Origin of the sequence: Zhihengliuella sp. ISTPL4 (assembly GCF_002848265.1) — a bacterium.
In the GTDB taxonomy this organism is placed as follows: domain Bacteria; phylum Actinomycetota; class Actinomycetes; order Actinomycetales; family Microbacteriaceae; genus Microbacterium.
Genome location: NZ_CP025422.1, coordinates 115,545 through 140,427, shown reverse-complemented (window position 1 = coordinate 140,427; position 24,883 = coordinate 115,545). Strand labels below are relative to the sequence as shown.

At 71.6% G+C, this 24,883-nt stretch carries 20 protein-coding genes; 6 read left to right on the top strand and 14 right to left on the bottom strand.

Annotation, left to right across the window (positions count from 1 at the left end):
- The 6 genes from CYL12_RS00635 to CYL12_RS00610 all read right to left on the bottom strand — a co-directional run bounded on the left by CYL12_RS00635 (window position 1) and on the right by CYL12_RS00610 (window position 7,409).
- The gene (locus tag CYL12_RS00635) at window positions 1-1,392 is read right to left on the bottom strand and encodes an amino acid permease (protein WP_101844611.1); all 1,392 of its coding nucleotides are present in this window, start codon (window positions 1,390-1,392) and stop codon (window positions 1-3) included.
- Window positions 1,389-2,492, bottom strand: a complete 1,104-nt coding sequence (gene hisC, locus CYL12_RS00630; protein WP_101844609.1) for a histidinol-phosphate transaminase — start codon at window positions 2,490-2,492, stop codon at window positions 1,389-1,391. The genes CYL12_RS00635 and hisC overlap by 4 nt, the downstream gene beginning before the upstream one ends.
- Before the next feature lie 205 nt (window positions 2,493-2,697).
- The gene (locus tag CYL12_RS00625) at window positions 2,698-4,500 is read right to left on the bottom strand and encodes a thioredoxin domain-containing protein (RefSeq protein WP_101844607.1); all 1,803 of its coding nucleotides are present in this window, start codon (window positions 4,498-4,500) and stop codon (window positions 2,698-2,700) included.
- Between the two features lie 113 nt (window positions 4,501-4,613).
- The gene (gene msuE, locus CYL12_RS00620) at window positions 4,614-5,183 is read right to left on the bottom strand and encodes an FMN reductase (RefSeq protein ID WP_101844605.1); all 570 of its coding nucleotides are present in this window, start codon (window positions 5,181-5,183) and stop codon (window positions 4,614-4,616) included.
- 110 nt (window positions 5,184-5,293) lie between these two features.
- Complete coding sequence (locus tag CYL12_RS00615) at window positions 5,294-6,130, bottom strand: aldo/keto reductase (RefSeq protein WP_101844603.1); 837 nt, start codon at window positions 6,128-6,130, stop codon at window positions 5,294-5,296.
- A gap of 55 nt (window positions 6,131-6,185) precedes the next feature.
- Window positions 6,186-7,409, bottom strand: a complete 1,224-nt coding sequence (locus CYL12_RS00610; protein WP_101848616.1) for a heparan-alpha-glucosaminide N-acetyltransferase domain-containing protein — start codon at window positions 7,407-7,409, stop codon at window positions 6,186-6,188.
- A 72-nt stretch (window positions 7,410-7,481) separates the two neighbouring features.
- Between CYL12_RS00610 and hrpA the strand changes: the two genes are divergently transcribed.
- The 6 genes from hrpA (at window position 7,482) to CYL12_RS00580 (ending at window position 15,710) form a co-directional block, all read left to right on the top strand.
- Window positions 7,482-11,438: an ATP-dependent RNA helicase HrpA gene (gene hrpA / locus CYL12_RS00605; RefSeq protein WP_101844601.1), complete on the top strand. Its 3,957-nt coding sequence runs from the start codon at window positions 7,482-7,484 to the stop codon at window positions 11,436-11,438.
- A 23-nt stretch (window positions 11,439-11,461) separates the two neighbouring features.
- Window positions 11,462-12,406: a quinone oxidoreductase family protein gene (locus tag CYL12_RS00600; protein WP_101844599.1), complete on the top strand. Its 945-nt coding sequence runs from the start codon at window positions 11,462-11,464 to the stop codon at window positions 12,404-12,406.
- 150 nt (window positions 12,407-12,556) lie between these two features.
- Complete coding sequence (locus tag CYL12_RS00595; RefSeq protein WP_158297050.1) at window positions 12,557-13,375, top strand: hypothetical protein; 819 nt, start codon at window positions 12,557-12,559, stop codon at window positions 13,373-13,375.
- A 7-nt stretch (window positions 13,376-13,382) separates the two neighbouring features.
- Entirely contained in the window at window positions 13,383-13,667 is a 285-nt protein-coding gene (locus CYL12_RS17050; RefSeq protein WP_158297049.1) for a hypothetical protein, read from the top strand.
- 341 nt (window positions 13,668-14,008) lie between these two features.
- Window positions 14,009-14,602: an RNA polymerase sigma factor gene (locus CYL12_RS00585; protein WP_233486798.1), complete on the top strand. Its 594-nt coding sequence runs from the start codon at window positions 14,009-14,011 to the stop codon at window positions 14,600-14,602.
- Window positions 14,568-15,710, top strand: coding sequence for a CU044_5270 family protein (locus CYL12_RS00580; RefSeq protein WP_101844593.1), 1,143 nt, complete (start codon window positions 14,568-14,570; stop codon window positions 15,708-15,710). Before CYL12_RS00585 ends, CYL12_RS00580 begins: the two co-directional genes overlap by 35 nt.
- Before the next feature lie 94 nt (window positions 15,711-15,804).
- On the opposite strand, the gene CYL12_RS00575 is transcribed toward CYL12_RS00580, so the two are convergent.
- The 8 genes from CYL12_RS00575 to CYL12_RS00540 form a co-directional block, all read right to left on the bottom strand.
- The gene (locus CYL12_RS00575) at window positions 15,805-16,413 is read right to left on the bottom strand and encodes an alkylhydroperoxidase domain protein (RefSeq protein ID WP_101844591.1); all 609 of its coding nucleotides are present in this window, start codon (window positions 16,411-16,413) and stop codon (window positions 15,805-15,807) included.
- The gene (locus CYL12_RS00570) at window positions 16,410-17,087 is read right to left on the bottom strand and encodes a CMD domain protein (RefSeq protein WP_101844588.1); all 678 of its coding nucleotides are present in this window, start codon (window positions 17,085-17,087) and stop codon (window positions 16,410-16,412) included. Before CYL12_RS00570 ends, CYL12_RS00575 begins: the two co-directional genes overlap by 4 nt.
- The gene (locus CYL12_RS00565; RefSeq protein WP_101844586.1) at window positions 17,084-18,151 is read right to left on the bottom strand and encodes a putative FMN-dependent luciferase-like monooxygenase; all 1,068 of its coding nucleotides are present in this window, start codon (window positions 18,149-18,151) and stop codon (window positions 17,084-17,086) included. The genes CYL12_RS00570 and CYL12_RS00565 overlap by 4 nt, the downstream gene beginning before the upstream one ends.
- Entirely contained in the window at window positions 18,148-19,800 is a 1,653-nt protein-coding gene (locus tag CYL12_RS00560) for a dipeptide ABC transporter ATP-binding protein (RefSeq protein WP_101844584.1), read from the bottom strand. Before CYL12_RS00560 ends, CYL12_RS00565 begins: the two co-directional genes overlap by 4 nt.
- Window positions 19,797-20,690, bottom strand: coding sequence for an ABC transporter permease (locus tag CYL12_RS00555; protein ID WP_101844582.1), 894 nt, complete (start codon window positions 20,688-20,690; stop codon window positions 19,797-19,799). Before CYL12_RS00555 ends, CYL12_RS00560 begins: the two co-directional genes overlap by 4 nt.
- Window positions 20,687-21,667: an ABC transporter permease gene (locus tag CYL12_RS00550; protein ID WP_101844580.1), complete on the bottom strand. Its 981-nt coding sequence runs from the start codon at window positions 21,665-21,667 to the stop codon at window positions 20,687-20,689. Before CYL12_RS00550 ends, CYL12_RS00555 begins: the two co-directional genes overlap by 4 nt.
- A 16-nt stretch (window positions 21,668-21,683) precedes the next feature.
- Window positions 21,684-23,318 carry a TIGR04028 family ABC transporter substrate-binding protein gene (locus tag CYL12_RS00545; protein ID WP_101844576.1) on the bottom strand — a complete coding sequence of 545 codons (1,635 nt, stop codon included), beginning with the start codon at window positions 23,316-23,318 and terminating at the stop codon, window positions 21,684-21,686.
- Window positions 23,319-23,438: 120 nt separating this feature from the next.
- The gene (locus tag CYL12_RS00540; protein ID WP_101844574.1) at window positions 23,439-24,833 is read right to left on the bottom strand and encodes an NtaA/DmoA family FMN-dependent monooxygenase; all 1,395 of its coding nucleotides are present in this window, start codon (window positions 24,831-24,833) and stop codon (window positions 23,439-23,441) included.
- Window positions 24,834-24,883 lie beyond the last annotated feature (50 nt).

The window sequence follows — 24,883 nt, the reverse complement described above, 5'->3', positions numbered from 1 at the left end:
TCACTCCTTGACGATGCCGGGGCGGGAGACACCCCGGGTCAGTCGGGCGACCACGAGGAGTACGGCGGTGAGCCCGAGTGTGAGCAGCAGCTGGATGCGTGCGGCCGGATCGATCATCGCGAGCGCGATCACGGCGGCGAGCAGCACCAGGCAGAGCCACGACACCCAGGGGAAGCCCCACAGCCGCATCGGCATCGCCTCGCCGGCGCGGTCGGCGCGCCGTCGCAGCACGATCTGCGAGATCGCGGTCGCCGTCCAGATCACCAGCAGGGTCGACCCCACGACGTTCAGCAGGGCCGGGAGCACCACGTCGGGGAACGCCCAGTTCAGCCCCACCGTGACGAACCCGAAGGCCACCGAGGCGAGCACGGCGACGAAGGGCACCCCCTTGAGGCTCGTGCGGGTGACGGACAGCGGCGCCAGTCCCCGCTCGCCCAGCGAGTACGCCATCCGGGAAGCGCCGTAGATGTTGGCGTTCATGGCCGAGAGCAGCGCGATCACCACGATGAGGTCCATGACGAGGCCGACGCCCGGCACGTTCAGGGTGTCCAGGACCGCCGAGAACGGACCGGCCTGCACGGCGGGGTCGTCCCACGGGAGCACCGCGACGATGACGAAGATCGAGCCGACGTAGAAGATGAGGATGCGCACGAGCACCTCGCGCACGATCCGGCGGATGTTGCGGGCGGGATCGTCGGACTCCGCCGCCGCGATCGCGACGACCTCGGTGCCGCCGAACGCGAAGACGACGATGAGGAGCGCCGCCGCGATGCCGGTGATCCCGTGCGGGGCGAAGCCGCCCTCGTCCACGAGGTTCGAGATCCCGGTCGCCGGCACGCCGGGGATGAGTCCGACGATCGCGCACACGCCGACGACGAGGAAGGCGATGATCGCGGCGACCTTGATCGCGGCGAACCAGAACTCGAAACGGCCGTAGTTGCGCACGCCGAAGAGGTTGACCGCAGTGAGGGCCACGACGAAGACCAGGACCCAGATCCACGCGGGGATCCCCGGCACCCAGTTCGCCACGATCCCGGCCGCGCCGGTCGCCTCGGCGGCGATCACGACGACGAGCTGGATCCAGTACAGCCAGCCCACCGCACTGCCGGCGCTGCGCCCCATGGCCTTCTGGGCGTAGGAGCTGAAGGCGCCGGAGCTCGGGCGGGCCGCCACCATCTCGGCGAGCATCGCCATCACGAGCACGACGATGCCGCCCGCGACGAGGTAGGAGATGAGGACGGCGGGTCCGGCGATGCTGATCGCCTGCCCGGAGCCGACGAACAGCCCCGCGCCGATCGCGCCGCCGAGCCCCATCATGGAGATCTGGCGGCGGGTGAGGCCCGGGTGCAGGCCCTTCGTGGTCGTCGTGGTGACGGGGACCTCGGTGCTCATGCGCCCACCTCCATCAGGTCGGAATCGTGGTCGGAATCGTGCGCGGCGTCGCCGGAGACAGCGAGGGCGGCTTCGACCCGGTCGATGTCGGCGGCGGAGCCGGACGAGATGCGGATGCCCTCGCCGGGGAAGGCGCGGGCGACCACGCCGCCGGCGTGCAGGAGGGCGTCGAGGTCGGCGGTGCGCTCCCCCGCCGGAACCCAGACGAAGTTGGCCTGCGAGCGGACGGCGGGCCAGCCGGCGGCGGTGAGCACGGTGTACAGCCGGTCGCGCTGCGCCACGACCTCGTCGATGCGGACGGCGAGCTCGTCCTCCGCGGCGAGTGAGGCGAGGGCCGCCGCCTGGGCAAGGTCGGTGACTCCGAACGGCACGGCCACCTTGCGCTGTGCCTCGGCGATCGTGGTCGGGGCGATCGCGTAGCCGATGCGGAGGCCGGCCAGGCCGTAGGCCTTGGAGAACGTGTGCAGCACCGCGACGTGCGGGTGGCGGCGGAACAGCTCGATCCCGGCACCGCGGCTGTCCGTGCGGTCGAAGTGCACGTAGGCCTCGTCGATGACGACGAGCACGTCGTGCGGCACTGCGGCGACGAAGCGCTCCAGGGCCTCGGCGTCGACGACGGTGCCGGTCGGGTTGTTGGGGTTGCACACGAACACGAGACGCGTCCGCGGGGTGATCGCGGCGCGCATCGCGTCGAGGTCGTGTCCATGGTCGGCGTCCAGCGGCACGGCGACGGGCGTCGCGCCGGCGATATGGACGAGCGAGGGGTACGCCTCGAACGACCGCCAGGCGAAGACGACCTCGTCCCCCTCACCGGCGACCGCGTGGATGAGCTGGGCGGCGATCTCCACCGAGCCCGCACCGACGGTCACCTGCGCCAGGTCCACCGCATAACGGTCGGCGAGTGCCTCCCGGACCGCGGAGGCGCTCATATCCGGGTAGCGGTGGATGCCGGCCACCCGGTCCTGCACGGCGCGGACGACGGACGGCAGCGGCGGGTGCGGCGACTCGTTCGAGGAGAGCTTGGAGGCACCGGCCGGAGCGGAGCGCCCCTGTCGGTAGGCGGGCACGGCGTCAAGGCCGGCGCGGGCGGAGAGGGTCATCGTCAGAGCATCCTTGCTGTGATCCGAGAGGGGTCGCGTCACCCTAGAACGGATGCCGGGCGCTGGGCAAACCGTGCACTCAGTGCTGCGCATCGCGCGCAATCGAACCCCACCTGGGTGCCGCAGGCTAGGCAGAATGCACAGTATCGTGCCGGGGAACGCGCCTCACCGTGCGGGCGACTCCGCGTCTCAGCGGGTCCGCGTCTCAGCGGGTCCGCGACACCTCGGCCGGATCGCTCACCGGCAGGCGGCACACGAAGGCGCGGCAGTCGTAGGCGCGCTCGGCGGTCGCCCCCTTGCCTTCGAACAGCTCGAAACCCGCGGCGGCGAACGCCGCGGCCTGCGCCGGACTGACGACGGCGATGACCTCGGCATCGGCTCCGCGTGCGGCGGCGGCGAGCGCCCCACCCGGATCCTCCGTCACCACGACGAGCTGCCGCGGCGCGGCGGCGAGTCCGGTGGCGACGCGGAGCAGGCTGCCGCGGGCGAAGGGCTGGGCGAGCGCCCGGGAGGCGAGAGCCTCCACCCGCTCGGCTGCCGCCGCGCGGTAGCGGTCCCCCGCCCCGAGCCGCCAGGCGGTCAGCGCGGCCTGCGCGACCGCCGCCGTGTCCGAGGGGAGATCGCCGTCGGTGTGGTCGGGCGAGGCGGCGATGCCCTGCGCGCGGAGCACCGGGTCGTCCCCCGCGGCGCCCTCCAGCACCCCGTCGAGGAGGTCACGGGCCGTGACCGCCGGGGCGACGTCACCTGTCGCCGCCGCGAGCGCGAACAGGCCTTCGGCGAGCAGCGCGAGGTCGGACGCGGTGGCCACCGCGTCCGAGGCCCGGCCGTCCAGCGATGCCCGCACGAGAGCACCGTCCGGCCCGCGATTGATGCCGAGCACGGCAGCGGCGGCATCCGCAGCGGCGGCGATCCACGCGTCCTCGCCGAGGGCCGCACCCGCGCGGGCGAGTGCCGCGATCGCGAGGCCGTTCCAGCCGGTGATGACCTTGCCGTCCACCGCCGGCGGCTCCACGGCGGCGCGCTCCGCGATGGGGCGGAGGTAGTAGCCGCCCTCGCTGCGCGCCCCGTCGATCCACGACTCGGAGTCCTGAGCGGCACCGAAGCCGCCGCCCTCCCGCCGCAGTGTGCGGAGCAGGAAGCCGGCGGTCCCGCGGGCGGTCTCCTCGTCGCCGGCGTCGAGCGCGACCTCGAGCAGCTGGGCGTTGTCGGTCAGCATGCGCTCGTAGTGCGGCACGGTCCAGTCGCGCCTGGTCGCATAGCGGAAGAACCCGCCGTCGGCATCACGCAGGTCCGAGTCCGCCATCGCCGCGAGGGCACGCTCGGCCGCAGCCGCCGCCTCCGGCGCGGCCTCGCGGATGAGGGGCTCCTGCAGGAACCGCAGGGTCGTGGCCACCGGGAACTTCGGAGCCCCGCCGAAGCCGCCGAACTCCGCATCCTCCCTGGCGGCGAGGTCGCGGGCGGCCTCCGCCAGCGCAGCCGGATCGGGGAGGTCGGAGGGCGTGGCCTGCGCCGCTTCGGCGAGGGCCGCGGTCACCGCGTCCGCCGACTCCTCAGCCTCGGCGCGCCGCGTCGTCCACGCCTCGCGGACCGCGGCCAGCACATCGCGGAACGCGGGCATCGGCGGTCGCGCCTCGGGCGGCCAGTACGTCCCAGCGTAGAACGCGCGCCCGGTGGGCGTGGTGAACACCGTGAGCGGCCAGCCGAGGTTCTGCGTGAACGCCGAGGCGGCGGCCATGTAGGCCCCGTCGACGTGCGGATGCTCCTCGCGGTCGACCTTGATCGCGACGAACCCCTCGTTGATGCGGGTGGCGGTCTCCGGGTCGGCGAACGACTCGCGCGCCATCACATGACACCAGTGGCACGTGGAGTACCCGATCGAGATCAGTATCGGGACATCGCGGCGGCGGGCCTCGGCGAAAGCCTCCTCCCCCCAGGGGTACCAGTCGACGGGGTTGTCGGCATGGGCCCGCAGATAGGGGCTGAGGGTGTCGGCGAGACGGTTCGTCATGTCCCCACGCTACGCCGGGGACGAGGGCTGCGGGCCCGGGTCAGCCGACGAGCAGCTCCGCGGGACGGGCAGGGGCAACCGTCGAACAGCTCCGCGGGACCGGCAGACCCGGATCAGCCGACGAGCAGCTCCGCGGGACGGGCCGCCGTGTAGCCGACGAGCGGGAGGGCTCGCTCGGCCGCGAGCGCGATCCGCGCACGCAGCACGTCGGTCGCCACCTCGTAGCCGTCGAAGTCGGTGGTGCTCGCATACACGCCGAGCGGCAGCGTGAGCGCCTGGAAGAACGCGAAGAGCGGACGGAGCTGGTGCTCGATCATGAGGGCGTGCCGCTCGCCCCCGCCGGTCGCGGCGAGGAGGACCGGTGTGCCGACCAGGGCGTACTGGTCCACGAAATCGAACAGGTGCTTGAACAGGCCGGTGAACGAGGCGCGATACACCGGGCTGCCCACGATGAGCAGGTCGGCGGTCTCGATCGCCTGCAGCTGCGCCTCCACCTCCGGCGGGAGCTGATCCCGGCGGAGAGCACCGGCGAGCGACGGCCCGATCTGCGTGAGCTCGATCAGCTGCGCCTCGACCGGGGCGCGCTCGGCGACCGCGGCGGTGATCGCTCGGAGGAGGGCGGTGGTCTTGCTCGGCTCGTGCAGGGAGCCCGAGACGGCGACGACGCGGAGCGGGGCTGTCATGCGCTCGACGGTACCCACGCGGACGCCCCGTGTCGCGGGGAGCGACACGGGGCGTCATCTGCGGTGAGCACGGACTCAGGAGCGTGCCCGCTCCGGAGCGAGGGCTGCGGTCAGTTGACCTCGTCGGGGTGCGAGCCCACGCGGCCCGAGCCGTCGAGCGGGTCGAGGGCGTCGATCGCGGCGATCTCGGCATCGGTCAGCTCGAAGCCGAACACGTCGAGGTTCTCGCGCAGGCGCTCGGGGCGCACCGACTTCGGGAAGACGATGATGCCCTTCTGCAGGTGCCAGCGCAGGACGGCCTGTGCGGGCGTCACGCCGTGAGCGGCGGCCGCCTCCGCGATCGCCGGGGTGCCGAAGAGGTCGTACTTGCCCTGGCCGAGCGGACCCCAGGCCTCGATGCGGACGCCGTTGGCCTCGGCCCAGGCGACCTCCTCACGACGCTGGTACGCGGGGTGCAGCTCGATCTGGTTCACAGCCGGGACGACGCCGGTCTCCTTCACCGTGCGCTCCAGGTGCGGCACGAGGAAGTTCGAGACGCCGATGCTGCGGGTCAGGCCCGCGTCGCGGAGCTCGATGAGCTTCGCGAACGCGTGGACGTAGTCGTCCTTCGCCGGGGTGGGCCAGTGTACGAGGTAGAGGTCGACCTGCTCCAGGCCGAGCTTCTCGAGGCTCTCGCCGATGGCGGCACGGGGCTCATCGTCGTGGTGGCGGTCGTTCCACAGCTTCGTGGTGACGAAGAGCTCGTCGCGGGGGATGCCGGAGGACGCGATGGCCGCGCCCACGCCCTCCTCGTTGCCGTAGATCGCGGCGGTGTCGATGTGGCGGTACCCGATCTCGAGGGCCTCGCTCACCGCCTTCTCGGTCTCTGCCGGCGGCACCTTGAAGACGCCGTAGCCCAGCTGGGGGATGGAGTTGCCGTCGTTCAGTTCGAGTGCAGGAATGGTCATCCCCCCAGCCTAGGACCTGTGATGACAGGTGCGGCCGTGCGGATGACGAAAAGCGTCAGCGCCGAGGGACGGCCGCCATCGCGGCGGCGCCCTTTCCGACGAGGCGCTCCAGAGGGCCGCGGCCGAGGAACATCGACCACAGCGTCGTGAGTACCAGGAGCGCCACGGCGGTGAGCGCCCAGAAGGCGTTGTCCGCGATGAAGCCGCCGGGGCCGGCGACGAGGACGACGGAGACGACGTGCAGGCTGTATGCCGTGAGCGGCATGGAGCCCAGAGCGCCGAGCGGCAGCAGCGGCCAGCGCAGCGGACGGCTCAGCAGCAGGCACAAGGCGATCACCGCGAGGGCGAAGCCACCGGAGCCCAGGATCTCCGCGGTTCCGCCGCTGTGCGGATCGACGGCGAAGACGGCGCGGATCATGGAACCGAGCGGATCGGTCGCGGCGAGGGCCTCAGGGTAGCTCTCCCAGCCGGAGGGCGGCATCACGTCGTCCGGGACGAAGGACGGCAGGCTCTCGCTGGGAAGGCTGTCCAGGCTCTCGCTCCCGGAGGACACGCTCGTCGAGGAGGCGATCGAGCCCTCCGCGTCCAGGCCCGCACTCACTCCGAGGGCGCCCATTCCGTAGCCGATCGCGGCGAGGACCACTCCGACGACGAGGGCGACGACAGCCGTGCGCAGCTGCTGGACGCGGAGCCGTCCCAGAGCCATGCCGCCCAGCACGAGAGCCAGCCACACGGTGATGGGATACGTGCCGTAGAGCACGAAGCCGATACCCGCGCCGAACGGCTGCAGGGCGACCGCGCTGATCAGGGCGAGCAGCGCGGGGCCGGCGAGGGCGAGGACGGCGGCGCCGAGGAGCAGCTGCCGGGGCCGCCACCGCAGCACCGGGATCACGGCGACGTAGAGCAGGCCGTAGAGGGTGAGGATCACGGCGATCGGTGTGTTGAGGAGTTCCAGGGCGAGACCGATCACGAAGATCACCGCGCCACGGCCGACGAGGTTGAGCCGGATGCTCGGGAGGCGCTCCCGCTCCGGCAGCACGTCGCGCCCGGTCATGAGGGCGATGGAGACGCCGGCGAGCAGCGCGAAGAGGATCGAGGAGCGGCCGTGCACGAGGTCGGTCCACGTGGTCGGGTCGCCCCAGTGGAAAGCCTCCGTCATGCCGACGTGGGCGCCGGCCATGCCCAGGATCGCCAGGCCCCGCGCGACGTCGAGGCCGAGGATGCGCGGCGGCCGCCCGAAATCACGGAACCAGCGCACGGGAGCGAGAGCAGTCGTCACCCGATGATCGTATGCGGCGAGCGCGGCGATCGCGGCAACCCCGGCGTGCATCCCGGCATACGATGGAGGGCTATGTCCTCCCCCGTGATCTCCTATCCCCCGGAGCTGCCCGTCAGCGCGGCCAGGGACGAGATCGCCGACGCCATCCGGGACCACCAGGTCGTCATCGTCGCCGGCGCGACCGGATCGGGGAAGACCACGCAGCTGCCGAAGATCGCGCTGGAACTGGGCCGCGAGCGCATCGCTCATACGCAGCCCCGACGACTGGCCGCGCGCACGATCGCGGAGCGTGTGGCCGAGGAGCTGCGGGTCGAGCTCGGCACGCTCGTCGGCTACAAGGTGCGCTTCACCGACAAGGTGTCCGACGAGACCCGCATCGCGCTGATGACCGACGGGATCCTCCTCAACGAGATCCACCGCGACCGGCTGCTCACGCGCTACGACACGATCATCATCGACGAGGCCCACGAGCGCTCCCTCAACGTCGACTTCCTGCTGGGTTACCTCGCCCGCATCCTCCCGGAGCGCCCGGACCTGAAGGTGATCATCACCTCCGCCACGATCGATCCGGAGAGCTTCGCGCGGCACTTCGCCGCCGCCGACGACACACCCGCGCCCGTCATCGAGGTGTCGGGGCGCACCTATCCCGTCGAGATCCGCTATCGCCCGCTCGTCGACGAGGACGCGGAGCAGGACGCCGCCGGCGAGCCGGAGGACGAGGTGAGCGCGATCGTGACGGCGCTCCGCGAGCTCGACCGGGAGGCCCCGGGCGACGTGCTCGTGTTCCTGCCGGGCGAGGCGGAGATCCGCGATGCGGCCGACGCCGTGCGCGCCGCCTACGCCAAGGATCGTTCGCCCACCGAGGTCCTCCCCCTGTTCGGCCGGCTCTCGGCCGCGGAGCAGCACCGGGTGTTCGAGCGCAGCACCGTGGCCGGCGTCCGTCGCCGCGTGGTGCTCGCGACGAACGTGGCCGAGACGAGCCTCACGGTGCCCGGCATCAAGTACGTCATCGACACCGGCACCGCGCGCATCTCCCGGTACAGCAACCGCTCGAAGGTGCAGCGGCTGCCCGTCGAGGCCATCTCCCAGGCCTCGGCGAACCAGCGCTCCGGGCGCGCCGGCCGCACGAGTGACGGCATCGCCATCCGCCTGTACTCCGAGGAGGACTACGCACGGCGTCCCGAGTTCACCGAACCCGAGATCCTGCGCACCTCCCTCGCCTCCGTCATCCTGCAGATGCTCGCGCTGGGCTTCGGCGACATCACCGCGTTCCCGTTCCTCACCCCACCCGACTCCCGGGGCGTGAAGGCGGCGTTCGACCTGCTCACCGAGCTCGGCGCCCTCCGGCCGGCGCAGGGGCCGGACGACGGCCCCCGGCTCACCCGGATCGGACGCGACATCGCCCGGATGCCGATGGACCCGCGGTTCGCGCGGATGCTCATCGAGGCGGGCCCTTCGACACGCTCAGGGACCCAGCGGGGGTCGGGGACCCCGTCGGTGCTGCGGGACGTGCTCGCGATCGTGGCGGGGCTGTCCATCCAGGACGTGCGGGAGCGACCCGAGGAGCGCCGCGAGGAAGCGGACCGGCTGCACGCGCGCTTCGTGGACCCGACGAGCGACTTCCTCACCCTCCTGAACCTCTGGAACCACCTGCGCGAACAGCAGCGAGAGCTCGGGTCCAGCGCGTTCCGCCGGCTGTGCCGCAGCGAGCACCTCAACTACGTGCGGGTCCGCGAGTGGTTCGACGTGCACAGGCAGCTGCGCACGCTCGTGAAGAACCCCGACCGCGGGGCGGAGCCGGGCGGCGCGGCCGATCCGGACGCCATCCACCGCGCGCTGCTGTCCGGCCTGCTGTCGCAGATCGGCGTCCTCGACGAGCGCACCGCCCCCGCGGGGAAGGCCCACTCTCCCGCGAAGGACGCCCGCCGCCGGATCACGGAGTACCGGGGCGCGCGGGGTATCCGCTTCTCGATCTTCCCGGGGTCCGGGCTGCGCAAGAAGAGTCCCCGGGCGGTCATGGCCGCCGAGATCGTGGAGACCTCCCGCACCTTCGCCCGCACCGTCGCCGCGATCGACCCCGCCTGGGCCGAGCCCCTCGCCGGCGACCTCGCGAAGCGCCAGGTCACCGAGCCGCATTGGTCCAAGGACGCTGGAGCCGCAGTGGCGTTCGAGAAGGTCACGCTGTTCGGGGTCGAGATCATCCCGCGCCGGCGCGTGCAGTTCGCCCGCATCGACCGGGCCGCCTCGCGCGAGCTCTTCGTGCGTCATGCGCTCGTCGAGGGCGAATGGGACCCGTCCCGCATCGACAAGCGGGTCAGTGCGTTCTGGCGCAGCAACGCCGAGCTCCGTCGCCGCCTGGAGAAGCTCGAGGAGCGCGAGCGGCGCCGCGACATCCTGGCCGGCGACGAGGCCGTCTTCCGCTTCTACGACGAGCGCATCCCCGCCGACGTGTTCGACGTGCGGTCGTTCGAGAAGTGGTGGCGCGAGGCGCTGACGACGACGCCGAAGCTGCTCGTGATGCGCGAAAGCGACCTCATCGACGACGAGGACCGCGCCGACCAGCGCGAGTTCCCGACCCGATGGACGCAGGGCGACCAGGTGCTCGGCCTCGCGTACCGGTTCGAGCCGGGTGCCCCCGATGACGGCGTGAGCGTCGTGCTGCCGCTGCCGCTGCTCGCCCAGATCGAGGATCGCGGCTTCGACTGGCAGGTGCCGGGGCTGCGCGCCGAGCTCGTCACCGGACTGCTGCGCGCGCTGCCCAAGGCCATCCGCCGCCACGTCGTCCCCGCCGCCGACTGGGCGGAGAAGTTCGGGGCGGCGCTGGCCGACGAGGGTCCGGAGGTGCACGGCGGTCTCCCCCCGCGCACCCTCAAGGAGGCGCTCGCACGGCTCGTGCAGCCGCTCGCGAACCAGGTGGTCACGGCCGCCGACTTCGACGACGAACGGGTGCCGGCGCACCTGCGCATGAACTTCCGCGCCGTGGACGAGCGGGGACGCGTGGTCGGCTCAGGGCGCGATCTCCGGGTGCTGCAGGCTCAGCTCTCCGACCGCGCGCGCAGCAGCGTCGCGCGCTCCATCGCGCGCCCCGGGCGTGCGGAGGCACCGGGACCGCGCGGGGCGGAGCGCGTGGCCGCCGCTCCGGTCGAGCAGACCGGGCTGACGGCGTGGACGTTCGGCGACCTTCCGGCGGTCATCGACACGAAGGTCGCGGGCGGCGTCGTCCGCGGGTATCCGGCGATCGTCGATGCCGGCACGAGCGTGTCGGTGCGGGTCGAGGCGACCCCCGACGCCGCGGCCGCCGCCACACGCGACGGCGTTCTCCGTCTCGTCCTGCTCGCGGTGCCCTCGCCGTCCTCGTACGTGCAGCAGCACCTCACCAGCGCGGAGAAGCTCGCACTCGCCGCCTCACCGTACCCGTCAGCGGCCGCGCTCATCGAGGACTGCCGGGCCGCCGTCGCCCGTCGCGTGATCGATGCCTCGACCGGCGGCGCCGACGGCCGGGACCGCGGCGTCGTACGCACCGAAGCCGAGTTCGCCCGGGTGCGCGACGCCGTGTCCGCCGTGCTCGTCGACGAGCTCTTCGCCTGCGTCTCCCTCGTCGCGCGCATCCTCACGAAGGCGCGAGAGGTGGAGCGCGGCATCAAGTCCCAGAACGCGCTTGCGCTGCTCGGCCCGCTGAACGACATCCGCACCCAGCTCTCCGGACTGCTCCACCCCGGCTTCGTCGCGGCGGCGGGGGTCGACCGGCTCGCCCACTTCCCCCGGTACCTCGACGGCATGATCGACCGGCTGAAGACCCTGGCGAACGAACCGGGCAAGGACCGCGCACGGATGACGGAGTTCGAGCGGATGGCGGTGCTGTTCGCGGACGCCGGCGGCACGATCCCCCTCGCGCCCGACGCTCCGCCCGCGATCGTCGAGGTGCGCTGGCTGCTGGAGGAGTACCGGGTCAGCGTCTTCGCCCAGCGTCTCGGCACCGCGCAGCCGGTGTCGCCGCAGCGGATCACCAAGGCGCTCGCGGGGAAGTGATCCCCGCCGGGTAGCCTGAGGGCATGGCCCGCGCGATCGTCTACACCGAGTTCGGATCCCCTGCTGTCCTCCACCTGATGGAGGTGCCGGACCCCGTGCCCGTCCGCGGCGAGGCGCTGGTGCGCATCGAGGCGGCCGGCGCCAACCCCATCGACGCCAAGCTCCGCGGCGGCAAGCGCCCGTCCGCGCCGATCACCGAGCCGCGTCCGGTCGGCTTCGACGGCGCTGGGGTGATCGAGGTGCTGGGCGAGGGCGTGGACGGGTTCGAGGTCGGCGACCGCGTGGCGATCCGGGACGCGCTCGGCACGTATGCCTCCGCCCTCGTGGTCGAGGCCGACAAGCTCGTGAAGCTCCGGGACGCCGTCACCGCCGCCGAGGGGGCGGCGATCGGCATCCCGGCCGGCACCGCCTACCAGTCCCTCCGCTCGCTCGCCGTGACGGCCGACGACGTGCTCCTCGTGCACGCGGGATCCGGCTCGGTCGGCCAGGCGGCCGTGCAGTTCGCGGTCGCCTGGGGCGCGACCGTGATCGCCACCGCGAGTCCCGCCCGGCACGACCAGCTCCGCGAGCTCGGCGCGATCCCCGTGGCCTACGGCGACGGCCTGCTCGACCGGGTCCGCGCCGCGGCCCCCTCCCCCGTGACCGTCGTCCTGGATTGTGCGGGCACCGACGAGGCCATCGAGACCTCCCTCGCCCTGGTCGCGGACCGCGACCGCATCGCGACCATCGTTCGCGGTCCCGACGCCGCCGACTTCGGCATCCGGGCGTTCTCCGGCGGCTCCCCGGAACCGCTCACGCCGCAGGAGCTGGGGTGGCGCGCCGAGGCGCTGCAGAAGACCGTGGACCTCCTGGCCGCGGGCGACTTCACCATCGAGCTCGGCCCGGAGCTGCCCCTCGCCGAGGCGGCACGGGCCCATGAACTCATGGAGACCGGCGCCGCCTCGGGGAAGATCATCCTCGTCCCCTGAATTGGGCGGTCAGCAGGGCGGGCGGTATACCGGCATTGAATCAGCCATTCAGCTCTCTAATGTTTTACCTTTAACCCGCGAGTCTTGGTTACTCGAGGGATTGGAGAAGCAATGAAGCTGGCAAGACACGGGGGCGTCATCATGGTCTCGATGATCACGATCCTCTCGTCGATCGGCACACCTACCGCAAGCTCGGGTGATAATGACGCGGTCGAGAGCATGCTTGAACAAGCGGAGATGATCGGCGTCGGCGCGCCTACGCCGACTCACGCCGATCCCGCGGTTCTTCACGAGAACGGCGGAGCCATCACTGCTGATCTACCCGCGGGAGACCTTCGAGTTTCGCTGGGCGACGCCACCGGAAGCGGCTCGATCTCAAGGTCCGGACAGTACACCCTCGCTCACGGCTCTTCCGTTACGTATGCGGTCAGCCATCCGGACGATCGAAAGACGCGGTTCGCGGCGATCCTTGACTCCACGACCGATGGGCCGCCCGAGTGGACCTTCGAACACGACATCCGGTTGACCCTCCTCGACAACGGGACAGTGAGTATCTCGAACGCCACGAGCTTCCTCGGCGGCATCGACGCGCCTTGGGCAGTCGATGCTGACGGCCGTTCGTTGCCTACTCATTATGAAGTGTCCGGATCAACGCTCACTCAGATCGTGGACACCACCGGAGCTTCGTTCCCCGTGGTCGCCGATCCGACTGTTAACTTCTTTGGTCCGTATATTCAGGTCCATCTGAATAAGACGGAGAGCGTAGCGGCCGTCGCGACTTACGCCACGTGCGCGGCCGTGCTGAGTAAATCACCGGTTCCATTCGCGAAGGCTCTCCAGATCGCGTGCACGACGGTTGCCGGCTTCAGCACCGCAAACCTCGCCGGAGGCAAATGCGTTTCTATCCATTACGTCGTCGGTGTCGGCGGACCCGCGGGCATATGGTGGCCGTGGTTCAGGGACTGTTAGGAGTGAGATGATCTACGCCACAGTGGGAGCAGCTCTCTTCGCCCTCGGTGCGATCGTCGGGCGAGTCGGCCCGAAGCTGGGCACCACGTTGGCCGTCCTGGCCGTCGTCGCCTGGTTCTCGGTGCTGGGGATTTCCGTCTGGGGCGGAAGCAGTACCGCTGACCTGGAAGAACTGTCCGCGTATCTGCTGATCGGTCTCCTCGCGTTCCTCACCGGCTCGAGCCTGACAGAGCGTCGGGCGTCGGCCCGCACACGGCGTTCGACGGGTCCCGTCGCGCCCAGGAAACCCTGACCGCCCGCGCGGTCAGGCGGGGGGACGGGGTGGCCGAGCGAGAGCATCAGCCGGTTCGCCCAGTTGAAGAAGGCCGCGCCGTGCACGACGTCCGCGATCGACGGCCCTGACTCGCGCGGTGGCGGACGAGCGAACGCCCGTACAAAAGGGATGGCACGAAGAGTCGCGCATCCGCCGGCCCAACTGGGGCGTGGCAGCCGTTTTCGGTTGGCCCCGGTCTCGGAGTGTCAGCTGCTCACGGCGTCGATGATCAGCTTGCCGAGAACCCCAGGTGCCGCGCTACTGCTCCGCGTGCTGCGATATTGGTGTGAACCGAATCAGCGGAATCGAGCAATACGGACGTGAGCCCCGATAACGAGGTGATTGAACGCTCGATCCACGATCCGGCTGTCTTCCAGGCGCTGTATGAGCGCCATTCGACGTCGGTGTATCGCTACGCCGCCCAGCGTTTGGGTGACCACGCGGCGGATGACGTGATGTCCGAGACGTTTCTTGTGGCCTTCGACCGACGTGCGGCGTACGACGTCACCGTGCGGAGCGCGAGGCCGTGGCTGCTCGGGATCGCAACCCGGCTCATGCGCAAGCATGCCCGTGTGGAGGCGATCGCGTGGAAGGGGATGTCAGCGGATCTCGCCGCTCAGGTCGCGCCGGACTTCATCGAGCAAGCGGGAGCGCGCATCGATGCGGAGCGGCTCACCCACCGGTTGACGAAAGCACTTCGACGTCTGCCGGCTGCGGACCGAGACACGCTGCTGCTCTATGCGTGGGGAGATCTCGACTATGCGGCGATCGCTCAGGCGATGCAGGTGCCCGTCGGCACCGTGCGCTCACGACTCAACCGGGCGCGACGGAAGCTCCGTCGCGCAGCCGCCCTCACCTCGATCGAACAGGAGACGGATCATGGACGAGCTGACGCTGCTCCGCAGCACGCGTGACGATTCCCGTGCACCGAGCGCCGCGGCGCTGACGCGCGGACGAGACGCTCTCGCCGAACGCATCGGCGGCGAAATGGCTGTGGCGCTTTTCTCGCACCTGGGGGACAACACGAGGTTTCGTCCCGCGCCGACACGTCGACGCACGTTTGCGTGGGCTGGATTCTCCATGCTGGGCGCCGCAGGTCTCGTGGCCGCGCTGGTGGCCACAGACGTTCTGGGCGTCGCCGAGTGGAATGGCGGAGCCGATCCCGCCGCGGCGAGTGCGCTCCACTCTGCAGCGCTCGCGACCATGGAGGTCAGCGACCCGGCCGTCGGACCGGGGCAGTACCTGTTCGTTCGCACCGACGGCGCTTTCGGTGCCGTCGGAACTCTCGAAGCGGATGCCGAGAAGATCAGAGCGAACAACGGAAACACGGTGACGGAAGGCGACGTTTCCATGATCGACGGCTACCACGACGAACTCTATGTGCCCGCTGATCGTGACGACGACTGGGTATGGATCCAATGCGGACGGTGGCCACTGCAGACCTTCGGTCCCAGGTCCGAGGCTTTCGCCAGCGAACAGGCAGTGAACTTCTACCCGGCCGATTCGAGCGTCATCCGGCGATTCCCTGGAGGGATCGGCCCCGATGGGCACAGCCTGGCGGGGTATCGGACCATGACGGCCGCGAGAGTCGACGACGACGCCCTCCCGCGCGACCCGGCCGAGCTCCTCAGCAAGATCCACGAGCTGAACGGCACCTCCGGGCAGTCTCGCGACGGACAGGCGCTCGAGTGGATCACGAGCGCTCTCGAGCGAGGGACCGCGCCCGCCGAGTTCCGGGCAGCGCTGTACAAAGCAGCCGCGCTGATCCCGGGAGTGACGATCACGGATCAGCAAGCGACCTTGAACGGCACCACCGGGATCGCGATCGGCCGGTTCGAACCGACGAACCATGTCCAATACGACATCATCATCGACCCCGATACCGGGCGGTACATCGGCGAACGCGAAGTCACACTCACCGCGTTCGCCAGCTTCCCCGCGGGGACGACGACGAGCTGGACGACCGTGACGACCTCGGTCGTCGATGCCGCGCCCACCGATATCGCAACCTGCGACGAATAGGGCACGACCGTGAACCTCACGGTGGGTCGACGTCTCTGGTGACGTCCTCCGAAGAGCTGGCTGGGCAGCTGGCTGGGCCTGACCGCCTGCGAGGTCAGGCGGGAGCGACGGCGCGGCCGAGCGAGAGCATCAGCCGGTTCGCCCAGTTGAAGAAGGCCGCGCCGTGCACGACGTCCGCGATCTCAAGATCGTCCAGTCCGGCCGCACGGAGGCGCGCGATATGCGCGGGACCGAACGCGCGGGGCGTGTCGGTCAGCGCGACCGCGGCGGCGACGATCGCGTTCCAGCGCTCCCCGAGATCCGCGTCCACGCCCTCGGCGAGGAGTGCATCGACGTCCTCCGGCCGCTTGCCGTGGTGCGCCGCGAACCGGGAGTGCACGGAGGCGCAGAACACGCAGCCGTTGCGCCGAGAGGCGGCCGTCGCGGCGAGCTCCCGCTCAGCGCGGGGAAGCCCCTCCGCGGTGTTGTAGAAGATGTCCTTGTCGACGAGGGTGCGCGCGCGGAGCACCTCGGGGTCGCGCGCGAGCAGCCGGAAGTACTCGTTCTTCGCGCGGGCGGCGTCGACGAGGCCGTCGAGATGCCGCGGGGTGAGATCCTCCTCCGCCAGCGGCGCGAGGTGCGGCGTCCAGCCGACCTCGGCGCGGGTGAAGGCGTCGGGATAGGGGGCGTCATCGTGCCGGAGCACGGTGTCGGCGGCGGTCATGCGGCCTCCTCGGCGGTGTCGGTAGCGGTGTCGGTGGCGGTGTCCGTGTCCGTGTCGGGGTCGGCGGCGGTGTCGGTGGCGGTGGCGGTGAGTCCGGCGTCCTGGAGCACTCGCAGGCCGGTGACGACCCGCTGCTGGAAGGTGAGGAACGCCACGAGCTGCGACAGGGTCACGATGCCGTCCGCCGACCAGCCGGCGTCGTGGAGGCGGCCGAGGTCGGCGCCTGATGCCTCGCGGGGACGGAACACCAGCAGGTGCGTGTGCGCGAGAGCCGCCGCGAGACGCTCCCCCAGGGCGGTCGCTGCCGCTTCGTCCGGGAGGTAGCGCGCGCCGTCGGTGCTCTCCGCCTCCAGCCCGCGTTCGGTGTAGGCGCCGAACGGTCCGGTGGTCGCGGCGGACTCTGCCTCCCGCGCGACGATCACGGCGCGCTTCGGGTCGATCTCGCGGGCCCTCCGGGCGTAGAACTCTCCGGTGGGGTCGTCGGCACCGGCGAGAGCGGTCGCGAACGCCGCGATGAGCGCGCGCTCCGCGAGCGAGACGGGAGCCACGGAGACCGGGTGGAACAGCGCGTCGAAGCTCGCCTGGAGCTGCTCCCTGGTCACGGGACGGCGACGACGCAGCGCATCCAGCTCCGGCGTCACCCCCGTCAGCTGGTCGACGATGTCGGCGGTCATGCGTTCTCCTTCACGGTGGGGGTGTTCTCGGACGTGCGGGTGGTCTCGGGGTCGGGCGGGGTCAGCGCGTAGCCGAGGGCCGGAGCGACCTCCGTTGCGAACAACTCGATCGACCGCAGGACGTGGGCGTGCGGCGCGTCGACCGAGTGCACCTGGAACGCCACTTCGGTCGCCCGGTGCAGGGTGGTGTCGGCGGCGAGCGAGGCGGCGACCTCCTCGGGCGTGCCGAGATGCGTGTCGAGAGCGGCGATGAGGTCGTCGAGGTCGTCTCCGGGGATGGTCTGGCCCTGCAGACGGAAGCCCTCGGCCGCTCGCCGCAACCCGACCTCGGCGAACCGGAGTGCCTCGGCGCGGTCGTCCGCCACGAACACGGTGCGGGAGGCGGTGATCCGCGGCGTCGTCCCGGCGGGCAGCGCGTCGAGGTAGGCGTCGATGATGGGGTCCTGCAGCGCGGACAGCGGCGCGTGCAGGCGGTCGGCGGGGCGAGGCTGCGTGCGGGACAGCAGGAGCCCGTGGCCGTGGATGCCCGCGCGATGGCCGCCGGATGCCGAGAAGGTGGCCTGCCAGATCCGCGCGGCCAGCGACCCCGCGTCCGGATACAGCGTGTTCCCCGCACCCACGTCGCGGCCCAGGAGAGCGTCGAGCAGGACGCCGAGCTTGCGGTCGTACGTGGGCCCCTTGTCGCGCACGTCCTCCCCGAAGGGCGCGAAGGATGACGGGGTGCCGCCGCTGCCGAGGCCGAGGTCGATCCGCCCGTCCGCGAGCAGGTCGGCCACCACCGCGTCCTCAGCCACCCGGACCGGGTCTTCGAGGGGAAGCGTGATGATCCCGGTGCCGAGCCGGATCCCCGAGGTGCGTGCCGCTGCGTGCGCGAGGAAGACGAGCGGCGAGGGCAGCCCGCCTTCCGCCGCCCGGAAATGGTGCTGCGCCACCCACGCGCGCCCCACCCCGTGTTCCTCGGCGTGCTGGATCTGCGCCAGGGCGAGGCGGTAGCGGTCGGCCGGGGACGCGTCGTCGAGGAGCCGCGTGAAGAACGCGACGGTGGGACGAGGGAGGGTGCTCATGCGATGATCTCCGTTCGACCGGGGACCGCGGCCAGCAGCTCCCGGGTGTTCTCGTGCTGCGGGTCGTGGAACAGCTCTTCGGTCGGCCCGTCCTCCACGATGCGCCCGCGGTGCATCACCGAGACGGTGTGGCTGATGCGGCGCACCACGGCGAGGTCGTGCGAGATGAAGAGGTAGGTGAGTCCGAGCTCGGCCTGGAGCGCGGCGAGCAGTTCGAGGATGCGCGCCTGCACCGTCACGTCCAGCGCCGACACCGCCTCGTCGAGCACGAGGATCTCCGGGTCGACGGCGAGCGCCCGCGCGATCGCGACCCGCTGTCGCTGCCCGCCGGACAGCTCGCTCGGCGTGCGGCGGGCGGCATCCGCCGGCAGCGCCACGCGTTCCAGCAGCGCGACCGCGCGATCCCGACGCTCGGACCGGCCCCCGATGCGGAAGTTGTGCAGCGGCTCGGCCACGATGTCGGCGATCTGCTGCCGCGGATCCAGGGAGGCGAACGGGTTCTGGTACACGAGCTGGATCCGCCGGCGCAGCACACGCAATCGCGCCCCCTCGACGGCCGTCGCGTCCGCCCCCGCGAGCTCCACGGTCCCGGCGTCCGGACGGAGGAAGCGCGTGACCAGGCGTGCGGTCGTCGACTTGCCCGATCCGGACTCGCCGACCAGCGCATGGGTCGTCCCGCGCCGCACCCGGAAGGAGACGTCGTCGACCGCGCGGAAGCGCTCACGACCCGCGACCCGGAACTCCTTCACGAGGCCCGCGGCCACGACCTCATACGGCTTCTCGGCGGCCACCGCCGCGGCATCCCGGAGGAACGGCGGCGTGTCGGGACGCCGGAAGCCGGTCGTGAAGGCGGGCGCGTCGGCGAGCAGTTGCCGCGTGTACGGGTCCGCCGGTTCGGCGAGCACCCGCGCGCTCGGTCCCTGCTCCACGATGCGGCCGTCCTTCAGCACCGCGATCCGCGCCGCGCGGTCCGCGGCGACGCCGAGGTCGTGGGTCACGAGCAGGATGCTCGTGCCGTCCTCGCGCTGCAGCTCGTCCAGCAGATCCAGCACGCGGCGCTGCACCGTGGCATCGAGGGCGCTGGTGGGCTCGTCCGCGATGAGCAGCCGAGGGCGGAGGGCGATCGCGGCCGCGATGAGGACCCGCTGCCGCATGCCGCCGGAGAGCTCGTGCGGATGCTGTCGGGCGCGCAGGTCGGGGTCGTCCAGCCCGACGCGGTCGAGGAGCTCGAGCACCCGGGCGTTCCGGGACCGCCGGTCGCGATACCCGTGCAGACGCAGGACCTCCGCGACCTGCACGCCGACGGGGCGCACCGGGTCGAGCGACGTGGTCGGGTCCTGCGGCACCAGTCCGATCTCGGACCCGCGGATACTGCGGAACGACCGATCCGACCATCCGGAGATCTCGAGGTCGCCGAGCCGGACGCGGCCGCCCTCGACCCGTCCCCCTTCCGGCAGTAGACCGAGGAGGGCGTGCGCCGTGGTGGACTTGCCCGAGCCCGATTCGCCGACGAGGGCGAGGGTCTCCCCCTCGGCGATGGCGAAGGAGAGGCCGTGCACGACCTCGCGGCCGGCGTACGAGACCCGCAGGTTCGTCGCCGTGAGGACGGGTGTGGCTGAGGACGCGGTCGGAGGTGTGTCCAGTGTCATCGGGTGCTCCTTCCGAGCCGGTGGCTGATGCGGTTGGCGCTGAGCACGACGGCGACGACCACGAGGCCGGGGAGCGCCGTGAGCCACCAGGCGGTCGCGATGTAGTTGCGTCCTTCGGCGATCAGCAGCCCCCACTCGGGGGTGGGCGGCGGGGCCCCGTAGCCGAGGAAGCCGAGGGTGGAGATGGCGAGGATCGCCGTGCCGAACTGCAAGGCGGCGAGCGCGATGATCGGGGTGAGCGCGTTGGGGAGCACATGCCGGCGCAGCACGGCGACGAAGGTGCCGCCGCTGCCGAAGGCCGCCTCGACGTACTCGGTACGGCGCACCCGCGCCACCTCCGCGCGCATGAGCCGGGCGAAGGCGGCGACGCTGCCGAGGCCCACGGCGATCGCCGCGTTCACGGTGCCGAAGCCGAGCAGGATGATGACGGAGAGCGACAGCAGCAGCCCCGGGATCGCCAGCAGCACGTCGACGATCCGCATCAGCGCGTCGTCCACGACGCCGCCGGTCGCGCCGGCGACAGCCCCGAGGAGCGTCCCCAGCGCGAGGCCGACCGTCACGGCGATGAGCGCCCCCGACAGGGAGTGCACCGCGCCGTGCACGACCCGGCCGAACAGGTCACGGCCGAGCGCGTCGGTCCCGAACCAGTGCGCGCCGCTCGGCGGCAGGAGCTTGTCGGCGGGGACGCCGGTCAGCGGATCGCCCGGTGCGAAGACCCCGGGGATCACCGCCCACAGCACCGCCACGGCGACGACCGCGAACGCCAGATACAGGCCCCAGGCGCGGAAGCGTCGTCGCGGACGGGATGGGGAGACGCGGGTGGGTGCGGCCGGCGCGGGCAGCGCACCGGGCGTCTCGAGGGACGTCTCCGCGATCACGGGAGCGGTCATACGGGTACCTCCTGGGCGGCGGGACGGACGGGGCGGGACCGGGCGGCGCGCGCCGATCGCCGCTGCCGCGGATCGATCAGCGGCGTGGCCAGGTCGACGGCGAAGCTAATCATTACGAACCCCAGGGCCGAGAGCAGCACCACCCCCTGCAGCACCGGGATGTCCTGGTTCGCGACGGCCTGCTCCGTGAGACGTCCGAGGCCCGTGCGGCCGAACACCGTCTCGGTGACCACCGCGCCTCCGACGAGCTCTCCGAACAGCACCCCCGCGATGGTGAGGGTCGGGACGGCGGCGTTGCGCGCGACCGACCGCGTGAGCACCCACGCCGGCGGCGCGCCCTTCGCCCGAACCACGGTCACGAACGGCTGCGCCTGCACCCGGTCGATGGAGCGGACCAGTACCTGGGCGAGCGGCGCCGAGATCGGCACGGCGAGCGTGAGGACCGGCAGGATCAGGCCGCTCACGGGATCGGCCCCCACGATCGGCACCCAGCCGAGACCGAACGAGAACACCTGGATGAGGAGGATCCCGAGCCAGAAGACCGGCACCGCGACGAACAGTCCCGGCACCTGCCGCAGACCGTCCCGCAGCCAGGCGAAGGGCGCGAGCGTGGAGAGCGCAGCGATCAGCACCGCGAGCACGACCGCGACCAGGAGTCCGAGCGCCGCGAGCAGCAGCGTGGCGGGCAGCGCCTCGGCGAGCATCGTCCGCACCGGGGTGCCGTACTGGGTCGAGTATCCGAAGTCGCCGGCGAGGAAGCCGAGCCCCGCGTGCAGATACTGCTCCCCCCAGGGCACGTCGGCACCGTAGGTCGCGCGGATGTCGTCGAGCTGAGCGGCGGAGAGCCCCAGGCTCGGGTCGGAGAACTTGATGAGGATGGCGTCTCCCGGCAGCAGCTGCAGCAGGAAGAACGTGGCCGTGAAGGCCGCGATCAGCACGATCGCGGCCTGCCCGGCCCGTCGGAGGACGAAGGTCATGGGGTCACCGTGATCCTCAGTGCTCCGCGAGCCACACGCCGGAGAACGTGGGCCGGCCGACCGACTCGAACGCGACGCCGTGCACGTACGTGGCCGCACCGTAGACCTGCGGCTCCTCGAAGAGCGGGATCACGTACGCCTGCTCCGCGATATAGTCCTGCACGGCCTGGGAAGCGGCCACCCGCTTCTCGGCGTCCGGCTCGGAGGCGACGGCGAGCAGCAGCTCGTCGAGCGTCGCATCCTGCGAGATCAGCACGTCGCGGTTCGTCGTGAAGTACTGGCTCTTGATCACATCGAGATCGGCACGGCCGACCATCGAGTGGTAGAACCCCGTCTTCAGGGGATCGCGCGTGTCCTCCGCGTAGCTGCCCGCGTCGCCCGGCTTGACGATGAGCTCGACACCGGCTTCCGCGAGCTGCTGCGCCACGAGCTCCAGCGTCTGCTTCGACAGCGGCTGCGGCTTGGCCTCATAGACCGTGATCGACAGCCGCTCGCCGTCCTTCTCGCGGACGCCGTCGGAGCCGGGTTCCCAGCCCGCCTCGTCGAGCAGCGCCTCCGCCTTCTCCGGATCGTGGGCGTAGTGCGCGGACTCGTCCTTGTAACCCGCGGCCTGCGAGGACAGCACGGACGTCGCCACCGGGTAGTTCTCGGTGAACAGGGTGTCGACGACTTCCTGCGCGTCGACCGCGGCGATGATCGCCTGACGCACGCGGATGTCGGACAGCAGCGGGTTCTCCGGGCGGAGGGCGATCGAGTTGTTCACGCCGCGGGTCTGCGGCGCGTACAGCGTGAACCCGGCCCCCTCCACGCGGTCCTCGTCGAACGCCTGGACGTAGCGGACGTAGTCGGCCTGGCCCGCGAGCAGCGACCCGATGCGGACGGAATCCTCGGGCGTGACCAGCACGTGCACCGCGTCGAGGTACGGACGACCGTCGTTCTCTGCGCTGTCCGGGCCCCAGGCGTAGTCGTCGCGGGCGGTGAGCGTGTACTCGGTGCCGAGCTTCTCGCCGGTGACGGTGAACGGCCCGGAGCCGATGATCTCCTCCGCGCTGCCGGCGCCGAAGTCCTCGATCGTGCCGTCCAGCGTCTCCGGGGACAGCAGTCCCGAGTTGATGGTCGACGTCGCCTGCAGGAATCCGGGCGCCGGCGCGCTGAAGCGGAACGTCACGGTGTCTTCGTCGACGACCTCGCTGCCGGCGTAGTTGTTGATGGCCTCGGAGACGGTGAGACCGCGTTCGGCATCGCCCAGGCCGTAGGTGTCGAAGTTCTTCGCCACGGCGGCGGCGTCGACGGGCGTGCCGTCCGAGAACGTCACGTCCGCATTGAGGTCGAAGGTGTACTCGGTGGCGTCGTCGTTCACGGTCCACTCCGCGGCGATCCACGGCTCGATCTCGAGCGTCTCCGGGTTCTGCCAGGTGAGCCGCGCGGCGATGTTGTTGACGATGCCACCGTTCGGGTAGAAGCCGGCCTGCGGCGGGTACAGGTTCGTGTAGGGCTGGTGCTCGAGGTAGGTCAGGGTGCCGCCGGGGACGGGGTCCCCCGCGTCGGCAGGAGTGTTCCCCGGGGCAGGCGAGGAGGCGCAGGCGGCGAGGCCGCCGGCCAGGACGAGCGGGACCGCGACGGCGGCGGTGCGGATGAGGCGGCGGTTCATGCGGGGGACTCCTCGGGTTCGGAAGGCAGGGTGCGGGGTGCGGGTGGTGTTCACGGTAGGAAGCGGCAGGGGGCGGGGGCGAGGTGGCGGACTCCGGATGTCGCGAGACGACACCCGTGGTCACGCGCCGACATGCGACGTCATACGGAGGCGGTCGCGCAGCGTCTCCGCGCCGACCCCCTCGCCGGTCTCGTCCGGGGTGCGGAGGAGGCCGCGACGGCGGAGCTCGGGGGCCGCGAGGCGGGTGAATGCCTCGAACTGCGCGGGCTGGAACGCGGACAGGACGTTGAAGCCGTCGGCGGCCCCCTCGTCGCGCCAGCTCTCGAAATGGTCGGCGATCGTGCCGGAATCGCCGACGACGAAGGCCGCAGGGACGGCGTGCGCGGCGACGAGATGCCGCCAGGTCAGCGCCGGCTCCGCCCCGACCGCGAGTCCGGCGATCCGCGCGAGCCGTTCGACGAGCCCGGCGCCCCTCTCTCCCAGGCGTGCCTCTTCGGCGGCCGTCACGGGGGCATCGAAGGCCGCGGCGCGCAGCGGGTCGTCGGCGGCCACCTCCAGCGCGTCGGCCAGGGCGTCCACGGTGCGGTTCGGCGGGAACCCGGGACGGTCCTGCTGCGTCCTCTCCGCGAGCGGCACCAGTTCCAGCAGTCTCCGGACGATCAGGTGGGAGGCGGCGTCGGACTCCGCGACGACGGGCAGCACCGGGGCGATGACCTTCAACTCCTCCGCCGGGCGGCCGGCGTCCGCCGCGATCTCCCGGAGCAGCCGCCGCGTGGCCACGGCGTCGGCGAGCGTCGGGGCGGCGATGAGCGCGAGGTCGGCGGCGGTCGCCGCGAGCGCCCGCGACCGCGGCGAGGTCCCCGCGTGCACGATCGGGATGCGGCCCTGCGGTGGACGCGCGACGTTGAGCGGACCGGTGACCCGCACGTGTGCGCCCGCGACATCGGCGGCGCGGAGCCCCCGCGGGTCGATGAGCACACCGCGCTCGGCGTCCGCGATCCAGGCGTCCTCATCCCACGAGTCCCAGAGCCGTCGGAGGGCGAGGACGAACTCCTCCGCCCGGTCGTAGCGGGTGGCGGTGTCGGCGTGGGCCTCGCGACCGTGGTTCCCTGCCGCGCGCGGCTCGGCACCGGTGACGAGGTTGATCCCCGCCCGGCCCCGGGTGAGGACGTCGAGCGAGGCCAGCGCCCGCGCCGTGGCATACGGGTCGGCATAGGTGGTGTTCACCGTCGCGATGAGCCCGATCCGCGACGTCACCCCGGCGAGGAACAGCACCGCGCTCAGTGGATCGATGCGTGCCAGGAGGTAGGGGTCTCGGAATTCCAGGTCGGGTCCGGTTGCGAGCCAGTCGCCGAAGAAGAGGTAGTCCAGACCCGCGCCCTCCCCCTCCCGCGCGATGCGGCGGAGGATGTCAGCGTCCGCCGCGGGGTCGCGGTGCGCTCCGGGGTACCGCCACCCGGAGGGATAGGCGCCGAGGGTGCGCACCATGGCGCCGATCACGAGGGGTTCCGTCATACCGACACGGTAGGAGCGCGGCCACCACCCGGGCCACGGGGAGGAAGCCG